The sequence below is a fragment of the Microbacterium natoriense genome (assembly GCF_030816295.1).
Classification (GTDB): Bacteria; Actinomycetota; Actinomycetes; order Actinomycetales; family Microbacteriaceae; genus Microbacterium; species Microbacterium natoriense_A.
In genome coordinates this window covers 655963-673167 of the sequence record NZ_JAUSXV010000001.1, presented here as the reverse complement: position 1 = coordinate 673167, position 17205 = coordinate 655963, and the positions used below count along the sequence as shown (strand labels likewise).

At 68.8% G+C, this 17205-nt stretch carries 16 protein-coding genes; 11 read left to right on the top strand and 5 right to left on the bottom strand.

Annotated features, from left to right (window positions below; all coding sequences use genetic code 11):
• Positions 1-5: 5 nt before the first annotated feature.
• The gene (locus QFZ53_RS03190; RefSeq protein ID WP_307293401.1) at positions 6-680 is read right to left on the bottom strand and encodes a GntR family transcriptional regulator; all 675 of its coding nucleotides are present in this window, start codon (positions 678-680) and stop codon (positions 6-8) included.
• 298 nt (positions 681-978) lie between these two features.
• Here QFZ53_RS03190 and QFZ53_RS03185 point away from each other — a divergent pair, with 298 nt between their 5' ends.
• Positions 979-1764 (top strand): hypothetical protein, encoded by a 786-nt coding sequence (locus QFZ53_RS03185; RefSeq protein ID WP_307293398.1) that lies wholly within the window; start codon positions 979-981, stop codon positions 1762-1764.
• A 10-nt stretch (positions 1765-1774) separates the two neighbouring features.
• Here the strand turns inward: QFZ53_RS03185 and QFZ53_RS03180 are convergent, their stop codons facing one another.
• On the bottom strand, positions 1775-2149 hold the full coding sequence (locus QFZ53_RS03180) for a hypothetical protein (RefSeq protein ID WP_307293395.1): 375 nt from the start codon (positions 2147-2149) through the stop codon (positions 1775-1777).
• Between QFZ53_RS03180 and QFZ53_RS03175 the strand changes: the two genes are divergently transcribed.
• Complete coding sequence (locus QFZ53_RS03175) at positions 2148-2315, top strand: hypothetical protein (protein ID WP_307293392.1); 168 nt, start codon at positions 2148-2150, stop codon at positions 2313-2315. The genes QFZ53_RS03180 and QFZ53_RS03175 overlap by 2 nt on opposite strands.
• Positions 2316-2319: 4 nt before the next feature.
• Here QFZ53_RS03175 and QFZ53_RS03170 read toward each other — a convergent pair whose 3' ends face one another.
• From QFZ53_RS03170 to QFZ53_RS03160, 3 genes are all read right to left on the bottom strand, one after another.
• Positions 2320-3990: a LuxR family transcriptional regulator gene (locus tag QFZ53_RS03170; protein WP_307293390.1), complete on the bottom strand. Its 1671-nt coding sequence runs from the start codon at positions 3988-3990 to the stop codon at positions 2320-2322.
• A 148-nt stretch (positions 3991-4138) separates the two neighbouring features.
• Positions 4139-6646, bottom strand: coding sequence for a DUF7507 domain-containing protein (locus QFZ53_RS03165; protein WP_307293388.1), 2508 nt, complete (start codon positions 6644-6646; stop codon positions 4139-4141).
• Positions 6621-8144 carry a hypothetical protein gene (locus tag QFZ53_RS03160; protein WP_307293386.1) on the bottom strand — a complete coding sequence of 508 codons (1524 nt, stop codon included), beginning with the start codon at positions 8142-8144 and terminating at the stop codon, positions 6621-6623. The genes QFZ53_RS03165 and QFZ53_RS03160 overlap by 26 nt, the downstream gene beginning before the upstream one ends.
• Before the next feature lie 229 nt (positions 8145-8373).
• On the opposite strand from QFZ53_RS03160, the gene QFZ53_RS03155 reads away from it, so the two are divergent.
• The 9 genes from QFZ53_RS03155 (at position 8374) to manA (ending at position 17108) form a co-directional block, all read left to right on the top strand.
• Positions 8374-9534, top strand: a complete 1161-nt coding sequence (locus QFZ53_RS03155) for an AAA family ATPase (RefSeq protein ID WP_292906779.1) — start codon at positions 8374-8376, stop codon at positions 9532-9534.
• A gap of 32 nt (positions 9535-9566) precedes the next feature.
• Positions 9567-10454, top strand: a complete 888-nt coding sequence (locus tag QFZ53_RS03150) for a DUF58 domain-containing protein (RefSeq protein ID WP_307293383.1) — start codon at positions 9567-9569, stop codon at positions 10452-10454.
• Positions 10441-10935: a hypothetical protein gene (locus QFZ53_RS03145; RefSeq protein ID WP_307293382.1), complete on the top strand. Its 495-nt coding sequence runs from the start codon at positions 10441-10443 to the stop codon at positions 10933-10935. Before QFZ53_RS03150 ends, QFZ53_RS03145 begins: the two co-directional genes overlap by 14 nt.
• Positions 10926-11912, top strand: a complete 987-nt coding sequence (locus tag QFZ53_RS03140; protein ID WP_292906773.1) for a vWA domain-containing protein — start codon at positions 10926-10928, stop codon at positions 11910-11912. The genes QFZ53_RS03145 and QFZ53_RS03140 overlap by 10 nt, the downstream gene beginning before the upstream one ends.
• Positions 11909-12967: a vWA domain-containing protein gene (locus tag QFZ53_RS03135; RefSeq protein WP_307293380.1), complete on the top strand. Its 1059-nt coding sequence runs from the start codon at positions 11909-11911 to the stop codon at positions 12965-12967. The genes QFZ53_RS03140 and QFZ53_RS03135 overlap by 4 nt, the downstream gene beginning before the upstream one ends.
• Positions 12964-13764: a hypothetical protein gene (locus QFZ53_RS03130; protein ID WP_307293378.1), complete on the top strand. Its 801-nt coding sequence runs from the start codon at positions 12964-12966 to the stop codon at positions 13762-13764. The genes QFZ53_RS03135 and QFZ53_RS03130 overlap by 4 nt, the downstream gene beginning before the upstream one ends.
• Entirely contained in the window at positions 13758-14882 is a 1125-nt protein-coding gene (locus tag QFZ53_RS03125) for a hypothetical protein (protein ID WP_307293376.1), read from the top strand. The genes QFZ53_RS03130 and QFZ53_RS03125 overlap by 7 nt, the downstream gene beginning before the upstream one ends.
• A 133-nt stretch (positions 14883-15015) precedes the next feature.
• Positions 15016-15960 carry an N-acetylglucosamine kinase gene (locus QFZ53_RS03120; protein ID WP_307293374.1) on the top strand — a complete coding sequence of 315 codons (945 nt, stop codon included), beginning with the start codon at positions 15016-15018 and terminating at the stop codon, positions 15958-15960.
• On the top strand, positions 15957-17108 hold the full coding sequence (gene manA, locus QFZ53_RS03115; RefSeq protein WP_307293372.1) for a mannose-6-phosphate isomerase, class I: 1152 nt from the start codon (positions 15957-15959) through the stop codon (positions 17106-17108). The genes QFZ53_RS03120 and manA overlap by 4 nt, the downstream gene beginning before the upstream one ends.
• Positions 17109-17205 lie beyond the last annotated feature (97 nt).

Below are 17205 nucleotides of genomic sequence, written 5' to 3'. Positions count from 1 at the left end.
GACGCTCAGAGGGAGGTGTCGACGCCGATCCCGTGCTGCTTGCGGAACCACTTCTCTGCGGAGTCGGCGTCTCCGGCGAGCATCGCGGCGCGCATCTCGCGGAAGCACTCGATGCGGTCGGCCGCCGAGCCCTCTTCCGGGCGCAGGTGGCGGAGGTTGCGGGCGACGAGAAGGCTGGTCTCGGCCATCATCGCCGCGAAGACCGGGTTGGCGCTCTTGCCCACCAGGTACTCGAGGAGTGCGAGAGACTCGTTCATCATCGCCTCGGCCTCACCGGCTTCGGTCGCGGCCACGACGCGGTCGAGGATCCCGACCGCGTCGGTCAGCTCGTCGGCATCCATGCGGCGCATCGCGAGCTGCAGCGCGATGCTGGCCTGCATGCCCATGTACTCGAGCGTGCTGCTCACCATCTCGTCGGTGATCTCGGTGACGCGGGTGTAGCGGCTGGGTGCGACTTCGACCAGTCCGACCCAGGTGAGGCGCTGCAGAGCCTCGCGCACCGGAGTGCGGGAGATGCCCAGAGCCGCCGCGAGTTCCTTGTCGTTGACCTTCTCGCCGGGCTCGAGCGTGCCCTCGACGATGGCGTTGCCGACGATGTCGAAGATCTGATCGGCGAGCGCCGATCCCTCGACGCTCACGGGGCCGAGTCGCTCATCGAGCGACACCTGTGCATCAGTCATGGTGCTGTACAGCTTTCTGTGTTCAGTTCGCGCCCACGGGCCCCTCGCAGCGCGGCTCGATACTACGTCGTGAAGTTCAAGATTTCCTGGCAGCACTCCGGCTCCCCGGTGCACGAGAGCGCCGGATCGCGACCGGCGATCGGCCCGGCTGCCCCGAGCGTTCTCTTCGGCGGCATCCGAATCCCGGTATATTTACGTCACGCATGCGATCGGCAGGGAGTGGCCGGTCGAACGGAGCCGGCGGCTTCGGACGAAGGGATCGGCGGTACGGATGTTCCAAGGGCAGGAGGGGCCCGTTGTGGACTCGGACGCGCCTGAAAGCACGGGCGCACGCAAGGTCCGCCACAGCGCGGAAGCGACAGCGCCCCTGCCCGCCGCCGGAGCCGTCGCTCGCGCGCACTCGCGTGTGAACGGCTGGTCGCGACCGCGGAAGATCCTCGCGATCGGCTCCGTCGTGGTCGGCGCGGGACTCATCGCCTTCGGTCTGTTCAGTCCGGGCGGCGGCGACGTGACGGCGCTCGCGAACGGCCCGGTGACGACATATGCCGACCGCACCGACGACAAGGTTCCGGCCGGGGAGTACGGAGTGGTCGATCGCACGGGCGCACCGACATCGCCCGCCACGGACGAGCCGTCGACCGACGAGGCGAAGACCACGCCCGATTCCGAGTCGCCGACGACCCCGCACTCGGACGATCCGGGTACGACGACACCCGGGACGACGACACCGACAGACCCCGGGACGCCCACGACGCCTACAGCGCCGACAGTGCCCACCACCCCGACGACTCCGCCCCCTGTCACCCCGAAGCCGCTCACGTTCGCGGGGGTCCAGAAGGAGAAGAGCCCGCTCGGGCTCATCACCAGCTACACGCTGAGCGTCACCGGCAATCCCGGATCGAAGGCGCTCGTGAAGTACGGCACGCTCGAAGCGGGGACGATCACGTTCGACAGCGACGGCAACGGATCCATCGGGGTGGGTGGGGCGCTGCTCGGCCTCAACCTGTTCAACCCCATGATCCGCGTGTCCTACTCCGATGGCACCGCCGGCTCGGCCATCGAGGCCCGTCGCGACGACATCTGAGCCGTTCGCCTCAGCTGACCCGCACTCCCGACCGCGACAGTCCTGAAGCGAGACCGCCGGCGAGCGCGAGCGCGATCAACTCGCCGCCCAAGCGTCCCAGAAGAGTGGCCGTCAGCACGACCGGCGTCAGATGATCGGGGCTGAACACGGGCAGCGACACGACGAACAGCGACACTCCGGCGAAAGCGGCGGCGGGGATCAGCCGCCGCCATGCGGCAGACCGCGAGCCGAGCAGGGCGACGTCGAAAGCCGCGGCGCCCGTCACGAGGGCGACGATGAACAGCGGCCCGATGGGGCTGAACGGCCAGACCAGCGCCCCGGCCACCCCCGCCGTCAGGGTGGCTGACCAGGGCGCTCTCGTGAGTATCCGCGCGAGGAACGGCATGACGCTGTGGACGGCAGCGACCAGGGCGTACAACGGGGGTGCGGCCGTGGCGATCGCCGGAGTCACCGGTGATACGCCCAGCGACGCGACGGCCTGTACCGCGGCGAGCGCAGCGCAGATCAACAGCATCCTCGTGGTCCACCTCGACCCGTCGCTGGAGGTCTGACGGGTCACGACAGCGTGTCCAGGCTCGTCGGCGAGATGAGCCGGCGATGCATCGCGATCGTGAGCGCTTCCTCTCGAGTGCGGGCACCGAGCTTGCGATACAGGCTCTTCATGTGGGTCTTGACGGTGTTCGGCGACACGAAGAGCTCGGCGGCGATCGCGCTCCGTGAGCCCGATCGCACCAGTACCTCGAGCACGGCCCGCTCCCGCGACGTGAGGCGAGGACGATCCGGCTCGGCGAGGAGCGAGCCGATCTCGCCGATCTCGGCGAGATCGGCGGCGCCCATCCTGGTCAAGGCCTCGGACAGCAGCGCCGAATCCTCCGGGGGCACGAGGCGCAGGGCGGTGCGCTGCTGCGACTGCCGGATCGTCGAGATCAGCTGACGCAGCAGCACATCTGTTCGCCGGCCGGAGCCAGCCCGCAGCGCTATCGCGGATTCGAGCGTGAGCGCCTGCGCCAGGGTCCTCGTGCTCTGCGTGCGCCCCGCTATGGCTCGGAGATGGCGCAGCGCATCGCTGGTCGCGCCTGTAGCCAGAGCGACTCTGGCTCGGTCGACGTGATCCTGCGGAGTGCGACCTGCGTCCCGTCGCAGCACCGTCGCGGCCGCCTCGTGATTCCCGAGCGCGAGATGGAGCACGCTGCGGATGGTCACCAGCCGGCTCCGGTTGGCGGCCGCCTGCCCCTCGGAACCTCGAAGCACGACGAGCTCCTCCAGCCGGGCGAGGGCCCCCGCCGGGTCGCCGGCGAACAGCTCCGTCATCGCTTCGACCCGTCCGATCGCCACCCAGTGCTCGATCGATCGCCGGTCGTGCCGCATGGCGGCGAGATGCTGCGCCGCCATGCCGGTGTCGAACCGCTCGAGCGCGAGGAGCGCCTCGGCCAGCCGGTAGAAGGTTCCGGTGTACATCGCCCGCTGCTCGTCGGTCCACGGTTCGCCCCGCGCGATGGCGACGAACGACGCCGCCTCGGTCATGTTCCCACGCAGCGCATGGATGCCGGCCATCATCGACAGGCTGCTGAAGCTCGAGACATCCGCCTCGCCGAACTCGGCATAACCACGGGCGAACACCTGCAGGGCGGTGGTTTCCGCACCTCCGTAGTACAGAGAGGTGCCGAGCTGGGAGTAGAGGCGCGGCAGGTATCCGATGAGAGCGGCGCGGTCATCGCGGATCTCCTCCAGCGCAGCCACTCCTGCTCTTGCCGACCGCACGGACAGCGCAGACTTGCCCATCAACCGCAGCGCGGCGCTCTCGCTCGACAGCACCAGGGCCCGCTCCGAAGCCGGTGTTCGCTCGGTCCACGACCGTATCCCGAGCGAGGCGAGCCCGAAGTAGTAGGCGGCTTTCGTGCGGCGCAGTCCGTCGGCGTTGAGCAGTATCCCGAGCGCCATGGCGAGAAGGGGATGCGAGGTGAGAGCTGCGGCCGGAAGCCTCTCCAGCGCCGTCCTGCTCTCGTGCAGATGGTCGTCGCGCAGCAGATCGAACCAGGCGATGCGCAGGACGTCGGTCGCCGAAGAGAGGTCGTGCCCGTCGAGGGCCGCTCGCAGAGCCGCCCCGGGATCTCCGAGGCGGAGGGCGGAGAGCACATCGTCCGGAACGGTGTCGGGCAGAGAAGCGATCAGCGCGGCCGGAATCGGCGCGCGCGCACCGTGGTCGGAGGGCGAGCCGATCGTCATGATGCCTTCGGTGAGATGTCTACGTCAACAGGAGCATCGGCCTCCCCCCAGCGGGACCGCTCCCCTGATCATAGTTCTCACCCGAACAGAGGGCGTGCGCCCGCCGAGGAGGGAGCCGTCGTCGCGGCGACGACGGCTCCCTCAGCCGCTACTCCGCGATCACTCGCCGGCGTCGGAGGAAGAGCAGCACCGCGCCAGTCAGGAGAAGGACTCCCGCCGCAGACAGCACGCCGACACTGAGCTCGCCGCCGGTCGACGCCAGCGGAGACGTCACCCCCGCCGGCCACTCGGGTACCGCGCAGGCGTCGTCCGTGGCAGCGAGACCGTTGCTCTCCACGCCCGCGGTGTTGGCGAAGCCACCCACGTCACCCGCGCCGGGCGCCGGGCAGATGAGCGCGGTGCGATCCGCCGTCCTCGTGTCGAGCACGGCCGTCACCTGCACGCGGTAGGTGTGCGCCGCGCCAGGGCCGAGCTCATCCTTCGCCACTACGTTCTCGGCGGATCCCGCCGCTCCGCGCCCGGTCCAGGTCGGGCTCGATACGACACCGTCGGGCGTCTGTGCGATGTTCGCACTTTTCACTGTGATACCGGTCCCGAACCGCAGACGATCCGTCAGGCTGTAGTCGGTCGCGGCCGAGCCGTCGTTGGCGACGACGATCTCGTAGACGATCGACCATTCTCCGTGCAGGCCCTTCACCGGCTCGCCCACGATCGACTTCTCGATGTTGATCGAGGGGATCGGCGCACAAGCCTGATCCTGTTCGGCGTCGCCTGTCGCATCCGTCATGGTCGAGGAGTTGTTGAACCCCTGGTCCGCGTCCGACCCCTCCGCGGGGCACGCGGTCGGATCGACGCCGGCATCCGCGCCGTCCAGATGCAGGGGCACGTCGGCGATCACCGTGACTTCGTAGTGATGCGCGGCGTAGCCCTCGTCATCGGTTCCGAGCAGCGGCGTGCCGGCCGAGATCGTGAGCCGATCCGTTCCGTTCCACGCCGGATCGGCCAGCAGCACCCCGTCAGGAGAGGCCGTCACGACGGCGGAGTCGACGGTGACCTGCGCAGAGAAGTGCAGCTCATCCGACAACGTGTACGTGGTCGCGTGCGCGGAGGTGTTGCTCACGTCGATGCCGTAGACGATCTGCCACTGCCCGCCGCCGATCGGCGAAGCCGAGAGCAGCTCCTTGGTGTGGGTCGGAGCGCCGTCGATCTCGAATCCTGCCGGGTCGCAGTTGATCGTCGGTGCGACACCCGAGTCCGCGGGCAGGTCGGCCGACGCGCAGGCCGTGTTCACCACGGTGTCGCCGTTCGCCTCTCCCACCACGATCTCGAAATCGTGGTGCTCGGTCTCGCCCGGTCCCAGCTCGTCGACCGTGAAACCGCCGAGTTCCGGCTGCTTGTCGTCCGCGACCACCACGTTCGTCAGCGTGCCTTGACCGGTGTTCTCGACCTCGATCCGGTAACGCACCGTGTCACCGATGTCGAACACCGGATAGTCGGTCACGTCGTTCGCATCGCGCCACACGCCGTCGGCATCCATCACGTACTTCTTCAGCGCGGCCGAATAGTAGTTCGCGACCGTGATGGGCGCCGATGTGCGCATCACCAGCCTGGTGTGCTCCGCAACGGCCTGAGCTCGGTTGACGAGCACATCACCGCCCCGTACCCCGTCGGTCTCGATCCCGACTGTGAACTGCTGGATCGCCCCGGGGGCGAGACGAGGGCCGACGACACGGATCGCGGTGGCATCCTCCGTGAAGGCCGTGCTCCACAGCGCTGAGGGGGAGCCGGCGGTGCCGTTGGCGGAGGCGTTCGGGTCGTCCGACAGCGTGGCGGGGTCTTCGGTCGTGTAGTACACGGTCGAGCCCGGTGCCGCGTCGACGCCCGTCAACGCGTAGTCGCCCTCGAAGGCGGTTCCCCGTCCGTCACCCACGAAGGGGAGAATGTCGATCGTGTCCGTGAAGTTCTGCGGCAGCGAATCGAACGAGCGCAGGGTCACCGTCCAGGCTCCGGCGCCGACGCCGTCACCGTTCAGGTTCGGGATGAACGGCGAGTCCGGCGTCTTGCCGATCTCGGTGTATCCGTTCGTGGTCACGGTGACCTGGGCGGCGGCCGTCCTGGCCTGTCCGCCGAACGATGCCACCGCGGTATTGGTGAGAACGCTGCCCGCCGTGACCGAGTCGTCGACGACCGCCTGATAGCTGAGCGGATGCCATGCGTTCGTGGCCACGGCGTCGAGCGTCCAGGAGAGGACCTGCTGACCCGACCCGTTCGTGCTCACCTGCGGTTCCGGCGAGGCGGTGCCGGGCACATACGTCACACCTGCGGGAAGCGTGTCTGCGATCTGGAAGCCGTTCACGGTCGGAGGGACCTGTCCCGCGCCGGTCGCCGCATAAGTGAGCGTGAACGTCGCGGGGACTCCGGGCGTCACGACCGTGCGATCTGCGGACTTGGTGATGGCGGGAGATGCGGCCGCGACGCGGAGGACATCTCGGAAACCGGTGGTGCAGGGGTAGCGCCAGCCCGGAGTGTTCGTGATGCAGCCGGCGTAGTTCGGCCCGGTCCACGTATTCGGGACCGGCGCATCGTGGATGCCGGAGAAGAACGTCCACACCTCGGTGCCGACAGGCAGCTCAGGCCGGATCCGCACGAACAGCACCGGGGTGATACCTGGGGTCGTCGACGTGAGCCTCGGCGGTGCCCTGCGTCATCACGACGCGAACCGCCTTGATGTCCGACGGGTTCGCCGGCTCGGTCGTGGTCCATCCGTTCGACGAGGTGCAGTCGAAGGCGTTGGGGTCGTATCCCGTGCTCGCGGGATCGAGCAGTGCGCTCGGCCCGGTGTAGTACTCGAACGGCACGCCGTCGACGCCACCGGCCGGGGCGCCCCACACGAAGTCCTCGAACGTCACGTTCCGGGTGTCCAGCGCGGCGCACATACCGACCAGTCGGTCATCTGCCCGATCGGGCCATCGCTGCCAGCCCGTGTCGAGGTACTGACCGACGACGGTACCTGCCGAGACCAGATAGGTGTCATCCCACGTGGTGCCTCCGCTGCCGGTGTAGCCCCGCCCCCATCCGGACGAGTAGGTGCCCAGTGGCGTCCACGTCTTGGTCTCGGAGTTGTTCGCGACGTCGTCCTGCGCGGTCAGCCCTGTCGTGGAGGTGTAGGTCACCGGGTCCTGCTGCACGGTGACGGATCCCGCTGCCGTGGTCTGAATGCGGACATAGACCGAACCGGACGCGAGTGCGATCTGGTCGACCGGCAGGAAGCCTCCGGCCGAGTCGCGGGTGGGGATGCTGGCCGGCGAGTAGTCGATGCCCGACAGCGTGAGGCGGAACCTGTCTCCCCCGACGTGCTCGAACGTGCATCCGCCGACGAAGCCCGCCGTCTGATCGGCGGGATGCCCTCCGCCCGACCACGGGTGCCCGGTCGCAGCGACGCCCATGTCGAACGGTGTGCAGGCCTCAGGCGCGACCGAGACCGTTCCGCCTTGCGGCGAGGCGATGGTCAGGTCGTACACCGCCGTCTGTGGGCCCTCGTCGCTGTTGCGTCCGCTGCTCAAGGTCCACTCGAAGCTCGTCTGGTAGTACCCGGTGCCCTGCTCGATGTACGCGGCGCCGCTCGCCCACCGCATGTCCATCGCGAACTCGTTGACGATGTCGATCGGGCTCAGGGTCGCGGTCTTCCCCTCGATCGTCCCGGATGCCGTGATCTCGCTGCCGGTGGGACCATCGGCTTCGATCGGCGTCACGACGACGACGGCGGTGCCCTGGTTCTTGGTGCCCACGTTGCACACGAGCGTCGAGCCGTCGGGCGAGATGCTCGACGCGGGGTCGACACCGGTGGTCAGACAGGCGTCAGGCAGTGCGGTGAAGCGGCCGCTGGTCGTCGTCACCGTGAAGTCGACGTCGTCGACCGGATCGTTGGACGGAGCCGCCGCGTCGTCGTTGACGTTGATGCGCCACTCGGCGTTCACCAGGTCTCCGGTCGTCACCTGAGCAGGCGTGCCGTCGCTCCAGTCGGCCTCGATCTCGTACACCGTCGCGGCCGACGCCGGCGTCGCCGTGAGCACAGCTGATGCGGCGAGGAGCACCGCCGTCGCCGCCGATGTGAGCGCTCGGAATCGGCGCCTTCTTCCCTGTGACTCGCGCATTCAGGTCCCTCCCGACCAGACGAACAACGGACGTATGTCTCCGATCGTGGCGGTCGGCGCCGACGAGTTGGGGAAATCTCACCCCGGCCTCACCCCGCCCCGCTGACCGCAGAGCGGATGCCGAGGCATCCGTCATGGGCAGTTCTCCCCACCGCGAGCACAGCGCAGTGCCGTTACGCTGATTCCCGGGGGATGGCCGTCGTGTCCCCGTGCGAAAGAGGAGACACCGATGAACGAGCCTTACGCGCCCGGCGCAGTCGCGGGTCAGGTCCCGCCTCCGCCTGCACCTCCTGCTCCCGCGACGCCGATCGCTCCCGCCCCTCCCGCGCAGGCGGCACCGCAGCAGGCGGCCGCCGCCGCACCGCAGGCGCGTGCGAACGTCGAGCAGGCGCCCGTGAACAGGCAGGGCCCGTCGGCAGAGGAACTCGCCCACGCGGGCAAGGTCCTGGGGATCATCTCCGACTCGTACTCGGCGAAGATGGTGGGCCAGGATCGCCTGCGCATGAGCCTGCTGATCTCGCTCATCGCGGGCGGTCACATCCTGCTCGAGAGCGTGCCCGGTCTCGCCAAGACCACCGCCGCGAGCACCCTGTCCGACACGGTCAAGGCGTCGTTCAAGCGCATCCAGTGCACGCCCGACCTCCTGCCGAGCGACATCACCGGCAACCAGATCTACGACGCGTCGAGCGGCACCTTCCGCACCGTGCTCGGTCCTGTGCACGCCAACTTCGTTCTGCTCGACGAGATCAACCGCTCGAGCGCGAAGACCCAGAGCGCGATGCTCGAAGCCATGCAGGAGCACCAGACCACGATCGGCGGCGAGATCCACCATCTGCCGAAGCCGTTCCTCGTGATCGCGACGCAGAACCCCATCGAGCAGGAGGGCACGTACGAGCTCCCCGAGGCGCAGATGGACCGCTTCCTGCTCAAGGAGATCGTGGAGTACCCGAGCCCCGCAGAGGAGTTCGAGATCCTCGGCCGCATCGACTCCGGCGTGCTCGACCCCGACCGCCACGTCGAGAGCGCCGTGACGCTCGACGACGTGCGGATGCTGCAGGACACCGCCTCGCGCATCTACGTCGACCCGGCGATCCGCAACTACATCGTCTCGCTCGCGTACGTGACGCGGAACCCCGCACCGTACATCGGCGAAGAGCGCGCCCGCTACATCAAATACGGTGCGAGCCCGCGTGCGAGCATCGCTTTCCTGCAGGCGTCGCGTGCGCTCGCGCTGCTCAACGGCCGCGCACACGTGCTGCCTGAGGACATCCGGTCCCTCCGCCATCTCGTGCTGCGCCACCGCGTGCTGCTCACGTTCGAGGCCGACGCCGAAGGCATCCGCAGCGAGGAGATCATCGACCAGATCTTCGCGGCCGTGCCGACCCCCTGAACCTCCGAACCCTTCGACAAGCTCAGGGACCCATGCCCAGCCTGATCACCCAGGTGAAGAGCAAGCTCTTCATCCACTCGTCGCGCAAGTCGCTGCACGCGCTCGACGGCGCCTACGCGTCGCTGATGCACGGCCGCAGCCTCGACTTCGAAGACCTGCGCAAGTACGAGTACGGCGATCAGGTGCGCGACATCGACTGGCGTGCGACCGCCCGGCAGGGAACCCCGCTTGTGAAGCGGCACCGTGCGCAGCGGATGCACACGATCATGTTCGCGGTCGACACCGGTCGGTCGATGGCGGCACTCGCCCACGACGAGAAGTCGAAGAAGGACCTCGCGATACTCGCCGCCGGTGTTCTCGGGGTGCTCGCCCTCCGTCACGGCGACGACTTCACCGTCGTCTACGGCGACGCCGACCGCGTGCGGCGCCGGGCGCCTGGGCGCAGCGAGGGAGCCCTCGAGCACGCGCTGCAGACGATCGACTCGGCGATCGACTCGAGCCACGCCCCCAGCGACCGCGATGCGCTGCTGTCGTTCATCACCCGTACGATCTCGCGCCGGATGATCGTCGTGATCATCACCGACGAGGCGCCGATCACCGAGAACACCGAACGGATGCTGCGCCGGCTGCGCGTGCAGCATGACGTGCTGTGGCTCACCGTGCGCGATGCGGAGGTCGTGCTCGACCACGCGACGAACGCGACGCGCACCGACGTCGACACCATGTGGGACGTGCCCGACTTCGTGCAGGGTGACGTCGAGATCGTGCGCGAGCTGACGGAGCAGACCGCGGCGGATGCTGCCTATCTCGTCGAGACGCTCAAGCGCATGGAGATCAGTCACAGCGTGCTCGAGGGGCAGGACGACGCGGTGCCTCAGTTGCTGCAGCTGCTGAACCGGAGGTCTAATGCCCGGCTCTGACGAACTGTATCCCCCGTTCCAGTACTCCGGATGGTGGATGCTGCTCGCCTTCGGCATCCTGGCGGTGCTGGTGCTGGGCGCCTGGCTCCTTGTCGTCCTGACCCGCCCGCGGCGCGGGCTCAGCGAGCTCGATGCGAATCAGCCCGGCCCGCAGCTGCTCACGATGGACGTGCTGTCGCAACTGCGGCTCGAATACCTCGATCGGATCCAGCGCATCGAAGACGACTACCGTGCGCGCAGGCTGTCGGCTCGTCACGCCAACTTCGAGCTCAGCAAGGTCGTCCGCACCTTCGTCAACGAGTACAGCGGTCTCGAGGCGCCCGTGCTCGCGCTCGACGATCTCGTCGCCCGCGGAGTGCACCCTGCGCTGATCGATGCGATCAGCCGGCACTTCTACCCCAGCATCTTCCGCCCCGGCCCGGCGATCGATCCGACCGCCGGCGCCGAGGCCGCCAGAACGGTGGTGCGCTCATGGCACTAGCGAACTGGTGGATCATCCTCGTCGCGGCGGGCGTCGTCATCCTCGCGGTCGGGATCGGCCTCTTCCTCGGACTCCGCTCCCGCGCGCGCACCGCGGCGGGTGAGCGAGCGCGCATCGCCCGGGCAGAGCGCCTGCGGGCGCTGCCGACATTCCGCTCCGCACTGCGCCGACGCGTGCTCGGGCTCACCGGCATCCTCGCCCTCGGTGCGATCGCGACTCTGAGCGCCGGCGTCGTGGCCGCCCGGCCGATGTCGTCGCAGACGATCCAGCCGGTGAACACGAGCCGCGACATCATGCTGTGCCTCGACGTGTCGGGCTCGATGAGCGAAGTCGACGTCGAGGTGCTCAGCGTCTTCGAGGAGCTGCTCGAGGGCTTCAAGGGCGAGCGCATCGGACTCACGATCTTCAACAGCTCCCCCGTGCAGGTCTTCCCCCTCACCGACGACTACGAGTTCGTCCGCGAGCACCTGCAGAGCGTGCGCGAGAGCTTCGACTACACCGAAGACATTCCCGAGCACTGGGTCGGCACCCTGAACGGCGACGGCGCCTCGCTCATCGGCGACGGGCTGGCCGCGTGCGCGATGGCCTTCGACCACCCCGACGACGAGCGCTCGCGCTCGGTGATCCTCGCGACCGACAACGAGGTGAACGGCGCCTCCATCGTGACCGTCGAGGAGGCGGCCGCCTACGCGAAGGGCAACGGCGTTCGCGTGTTCGCGATCAACCCGGTGCAGGGCAAGGACGCGGCGGTGAGCGACGAACTCACGGCGGCGGCCGAAAGCACCGGCGGTCAGGCGTACGGTCTGCGCGACACGACGACGGTCGGCGACATCGTCACGGCCGTGCAGGAGCAGGACGCCACCGAGCTGAGGGGTCAGGCGCAGGTGGTCTGGACCGACACCCCCAACCTGTGGATCGTGGTGCTGATGATCGCCTCCCTGGCGTTCGTCGTGGTCGTCTGGAGGGTGAAGCTGTGATCTTCCAGCCCGTCCTCAACGTCTTCCTCCTGCTGCTGTTCTTCGCACCGGTGGTGGCGGTCGCGGTCATGACCATGACGCGGCCCGCCAAGCGAGGCGCACCGCTGTGGCTGTGGGTCATGCGGCTGGTGATGCTGCTCGCCTGCTTCGTGATGCTGCTGCGCCCCGGCATCCCCGGCGGCGCCACGCAGACCCTCGCGACCGACACCGACGTCGTGCTGGTCGTCGACACGACCGCGAGCATCGTCGCGGAGGACTGGGACGGCGACAAGCCCCGCCTCGACGGCGTGCGCGCCGACATCCAGGCGATCGTCGAGGAGTACCCTGGCGCCCGTTTCGCGCTCATCACGTTCGACGCCGCGGCCGACCTGCGGATGCCGTTGACCACAGACACCACGGCGCTGATCTCTTCTCTCGACGTGCTGCGCCCCGAGGTGACCAGCCAGTCGCGCGGCAGCTCGGTCGGCATCGCGAGCCAGATGCTCAGCGACACCCTCTCGAGCGCTGCCGAGTCCTCGCCCGACCGCTCGCGGATGGTGTTCTACTTCGGCGACGGCGAGCAGACCGACGGCAGCACACCGGAGGCCTTCACCGGCAGCGCGAATCTGACCGACGCCGGCGGCGTGTTCGGCTACGGCACCGAGGAGGGCGGCGCGATGAAGCTCACAACGGGCGGAGTCGACGGCGCCGACGGCGGATACATCCAGTACCAGGGCGCGAACGCGAAGTCCGTGATCGACGAGGCGAACCTCCAGACGATCGCCGATCAGCTCGGCGTGGAATACCTGCACCGCACGGCGGATGCTGAGCCGAAGCTGCCCGAAGCGCCGTCGACCACGACGACCTATTCGAAGTCGGGTGAGATCGGCAACGTCACCGAGCTCTACTGGGTGGCCGCGCTCGTCGTGGTCCTCCTGCTCGCGGTCGAGCTCGCCAGGGCCACGATGCTCGTGGCGCGACTGCGTCTGCTGAAGACGCCGGCGAGCCTCGACATCTCGTCTCGTCGCTCCGCTCCTCGCTCAACGACCGAGGAATCCACCGGAGGTGAGTCATGACCGACCTCTCGACCGACCCGGCCACCCAGACGACGAGCGCCGACACCACAGCCGCGGCATCCGCTCTTCTCGCCGCGAACCGTCGGCGGCGGCGCATCCGTCGCTGGATCGCCATCGGCACCCTCCCCCTCACACTCGCGGCGCTCCTGTTCGTCGGCAAGCTGCTGAGCATGTACGCCTTCGCCCACCAGAGCATCAGCGCCTACGTAGTCGACGACTACGCGGGTTCCGAGGCCTCGGCGCGCGGTCAGGAGTTCCTGAACTGGTTCGAGCCGTTCAAGGCGCCGTTCAACGTAGGCACCGCGCTCGCCGGCGCAGAGAAGCTCCCCGAGGCGCGCACGAAGCTCGAGGAGTCGCTCGAGCTCGCGCACGGTCTCGAGGTGTGCACCGTGCGCATCAACCTCGCGCTCGTGATCGAACGGCAGGGCGATGCGGCCGCCGCCGACGGCGACGGGGCCGCCGCCGCCGAGTTCTACGGCGAGGCTCTGACGCTCACCAGCGAGACGCCCGAGGAGTGCAACAGCGAAGAGGCGCAGCAGCAGTCGTCCGATCCCGACCGCGATATGCAGAAGACCAAGGAAGACACCGAGGACCGTCTGAAGCAGAAGCAGCAGGAGCAGCAGGAACAGCAGCAGCCCGAAGAGCAGAAGCCCGAGGAGCAGGAGCAGCCAGAGCCGCAGCCCTCGGACGAGAAGCTCGACGAGCTCAAGGAGAAGCTCGAGCAGGGTCAGCAGGAACGCGATCAGCGTCAGGACGGCGAGGAGCCGGGCGGCACCGGAACGGACAAGCCATGGTGATGGATCGGGAGAAGCAGCGGCAGCGCTACATCGCCGGCACCGAGGGCGCCCCGCCCGTGCCGCCGCCCGGCGGATACCGCGGGGCGAAACGGCAGCAGTCCGCGTATGCGTCGCCTACGCCCGCAGCGTCGATCTACAGCGCCGGCGAGACCGCCGCGGCAGCCATCGAGAAGAAGCCGTCGTCGGTGTTCAGCCGCGTCGTGCTCGTGGTCGCCATCGTGTTCGCGGCGATCCTGCTCATCGTGATGGCCGCCGGAGGCACGGACATGCTGTACGGCGTGACGATGTTCGCGTTGCAGCTCGTGGTGCTGGGCCTCGTGATCGCCACGCTTTTCACTGCGCGAGGACGGATGCTGGGCAGCATCGCACTGGTCGTCACTCTGCTCTTCAACGTCGCCACGGTCGGTGGACTGAGTGCGCTGCGCACATCGGCGGCCGGCGCCTACGACGGCATGAAGAGCGACGAGCAGAAGCACGAGGAGGCGTACCCCGGGATCAAGGGCACCGACCCTCAGGAGGCGCTCGATCAGCAGTCCGTCGAAGAAGTCCGCGCCGCGGCCGCCGAGCTTTTCGCCGACATCCGCGCGCAGGTGACGGCGGAGTTCGGCTACGAGTGGGTGCAGGTCGGCGACGAAGACCTGCGGCCGGAGCGCAACGGCTACGGCGGCGAGTCGATGCTGTACGAGTTCGCCACCGAGAGCTGGGCGACGACGGAGCCGATCCACGACTACGCCACCAAGGTGGCGATCATGGACTTGATCGGTCAGATCGTGGTCGATCACGGCATGTACGGGCTGTACGCGTTCAACGACCCATCGGTGTCGAGCATCGACCCCTCGGTGATGACGAAGCTGTACGGCAGCGATGACCCGCGCACTCAGCACACCTGGGAGTCGTACACCGAGAACTACCCCGACCCCATGCGGTTCTACGCCGACATCTACGACCTGTCGCACGACAGCGACGGCAGCTTCCAGCGCACACGCGAGGCGCAGAACACCCGAACCGGCGAGCCGCTCGAGGGCCTGCAGCTCGTCGTGATCGCCAGTGCGGTGCTGCAGGATGCCGATCGCGATGCGTTCGAGAAGAAGCTCGAGGAGTATCCGGGGTTCGACTGAGGCGCCGACGTACCGCGCCGAGCAGAACCATGGCCGTCATGAACGGGGATCCAGCTTTGCCGCGCATCGTGAACGTCCTACGCTGTCATACGCCCGGCCGCTTCCGGCCGGTTTCGCAGACGAAGGAACGCCGATGAGCACCCTCGCCCTCCTCTCGATGGACGCCGGACAGACCGGCACCAAGGTGCGACTGCACGGCTCCGACGGTTCGACCCGCGACGATCTTCTGCCCGGCGTGCTGACCGACAGGCCGCTCGCGCCGCAGCTGGCTGAGATCGCCGAGCGGTTGTCTCAGGCGGCCGGAGCGGCTCCCGACACCATCGCGATCGGCGTCTCGGGAGTCGCCGACGTCCTCTCCGAGACCGAATCGCTGCTCCGCCACCCGGCACTCGCGGACGTGCGCCGAGTGATCGTCGCCCACGACTCGGTGACGTCGTTCCTCGGCGTTCTCGGCGACCGCCAGGGAGCGGTGATCGCCGTCGGCACCGGCGTCGTCACGCTCGGCGTCGGGCCCCGTTCCGCCGTGCGCGTCGACGGCTGGGGGAACATCATGGGCGACGCGGGCAGCGGCTACTGGATCGGTCGCGAAGCGCTGGATGCCGTGATGCGCGCGTACGACGGGCGCGGCGAGGCGACCGCGCTCACGCCTCTGGTTCGCGAGCGCTGGCCCGACCTCGAGGGCGCATACACCTCGCTGCAGGCGGACTCCGACCGCGTGCGTCTCGTCGCGTCGTTCGCCGCCCCGACCGCGACGCTCGCGGCCGAGGGCGATCCCATCGCTCGACGCATCTGCGAGCAGGCCGCCGCCGAGCTCGCACTGTCGGTGACGTCCGCCCTGCAGACGACCGCTGCTCCCGCCGACGCAGCGGTCGGCGCGATCGGCGGTGTTCTGCGCTCCGACCTCATCCGCAGCGCCTTCGAGGCGGCGGTGCGCGCCGCTCGTCCCGCGGTGCGCTTCATACCCCCGATCGGGACCGGCCTCGACGGAGTGGACGCCCTCGTCGAGCTCGCGTCGGACCATCCGCTGAGAGGACGCCTGGCCGAGCTCGTCCGCACTGAGAAGGAGGTGACGGCATGACCGCCGTCTTCTGGGAGATCGACAACGCCCCGCGCGACTACGCCTGGGGAGAGATCGACGGGGTCGCGCACGTGCGCGGCACCGCCCCGACCGGTCTCCGCGAAGCGGAGCTGTGGCTGGGCGCTCATCCGGCGGCGCCGAGCCGCGTCCTGGGCGATGCCCCGTGGCAGACCCTCGACGAATGGGAGCGGGCAGCCGGCGTGCGTCTGCCGTTCCTGCTCAAGATCCTCTGCGCCGCCGAACCGCTGTCGCTGCAGGCGCACCCGAGCACCGCGCAGGCACAGGAGGGGTTCGCGCGCGAGAACGAACTCGGGATCCCTGTCGACGCCCCGAACCGCAACTACCGAGACCCGAACTCGAAGCCCGAGATGATCGTGGCGCTGAACGACGGATTCGAGGCCCTCTGCGGCTTCCGCCCGATCGCCGACGTGCAGTCCGACCTTGAGGCGCTCTCGGCAGCGATCGGCCCGGATCACGGGTCAGCGCTGCAGGCCTGGAGCGAACTGCTGGCGGACGCCGACGGCATCCGCTCCGCCTTTCTGTGGCTGCTGTCGGGTGACGAGCGGATCGCTCCTCTTGTCGCTGCAGTCACCGAGGTCGGTGCGGCCGACGACCGGTTCGCCGTACTGCGGCCGATCGCGCAGGCCCACCCGGGCGACCCCGGCATCCTCGGCGCGCTCATGCTGCAGCACGTGACGCTGCGGGCGGGCGAGGCGCTGTGGCTGCCGGCCGGGAACATCCACGCCTACCTCCGCGGCTCGGGGATCGAGCTGATGGGACCGAGCGACAACGTGCTCCGCGGCGGACTCACGCCCAAGCACATCGACACCGACGAGCTCGGCCGGGTGCTCGACGCTCGAGAGGGCGGCGACCCGCGCCTCGACGCGTCGCCCGCAGGCGACGGCATCCGTGTCTTCCGTCCCGGCGCACCCGACGATGCTCCCGGCTTCGTGCTCTACGAGTGCACGAGCGCCGGCGAGCTCGACCTCGCCGGCGCCGCGGTCGCCTTGTGCACCGAGGGCGCGTTCAGCCTGTCATCCGGCGACGCCACGATCGACGTGCCACGAGGGCGCGCGGTTCTCATCGCACGCGCGGCGCGCGTTCACGTCGAGGGCGAGGGCCGGCTCTTCTTCGCCGCAGGCGCCTGAGGCCTCCAGCTCTGGCCTCGGGCACCTGCCGCTCTACGACTCCGGCGCTCCGATACGCTCGGCCTGAACCTTCACACCATCACCCCCGGATGAACCC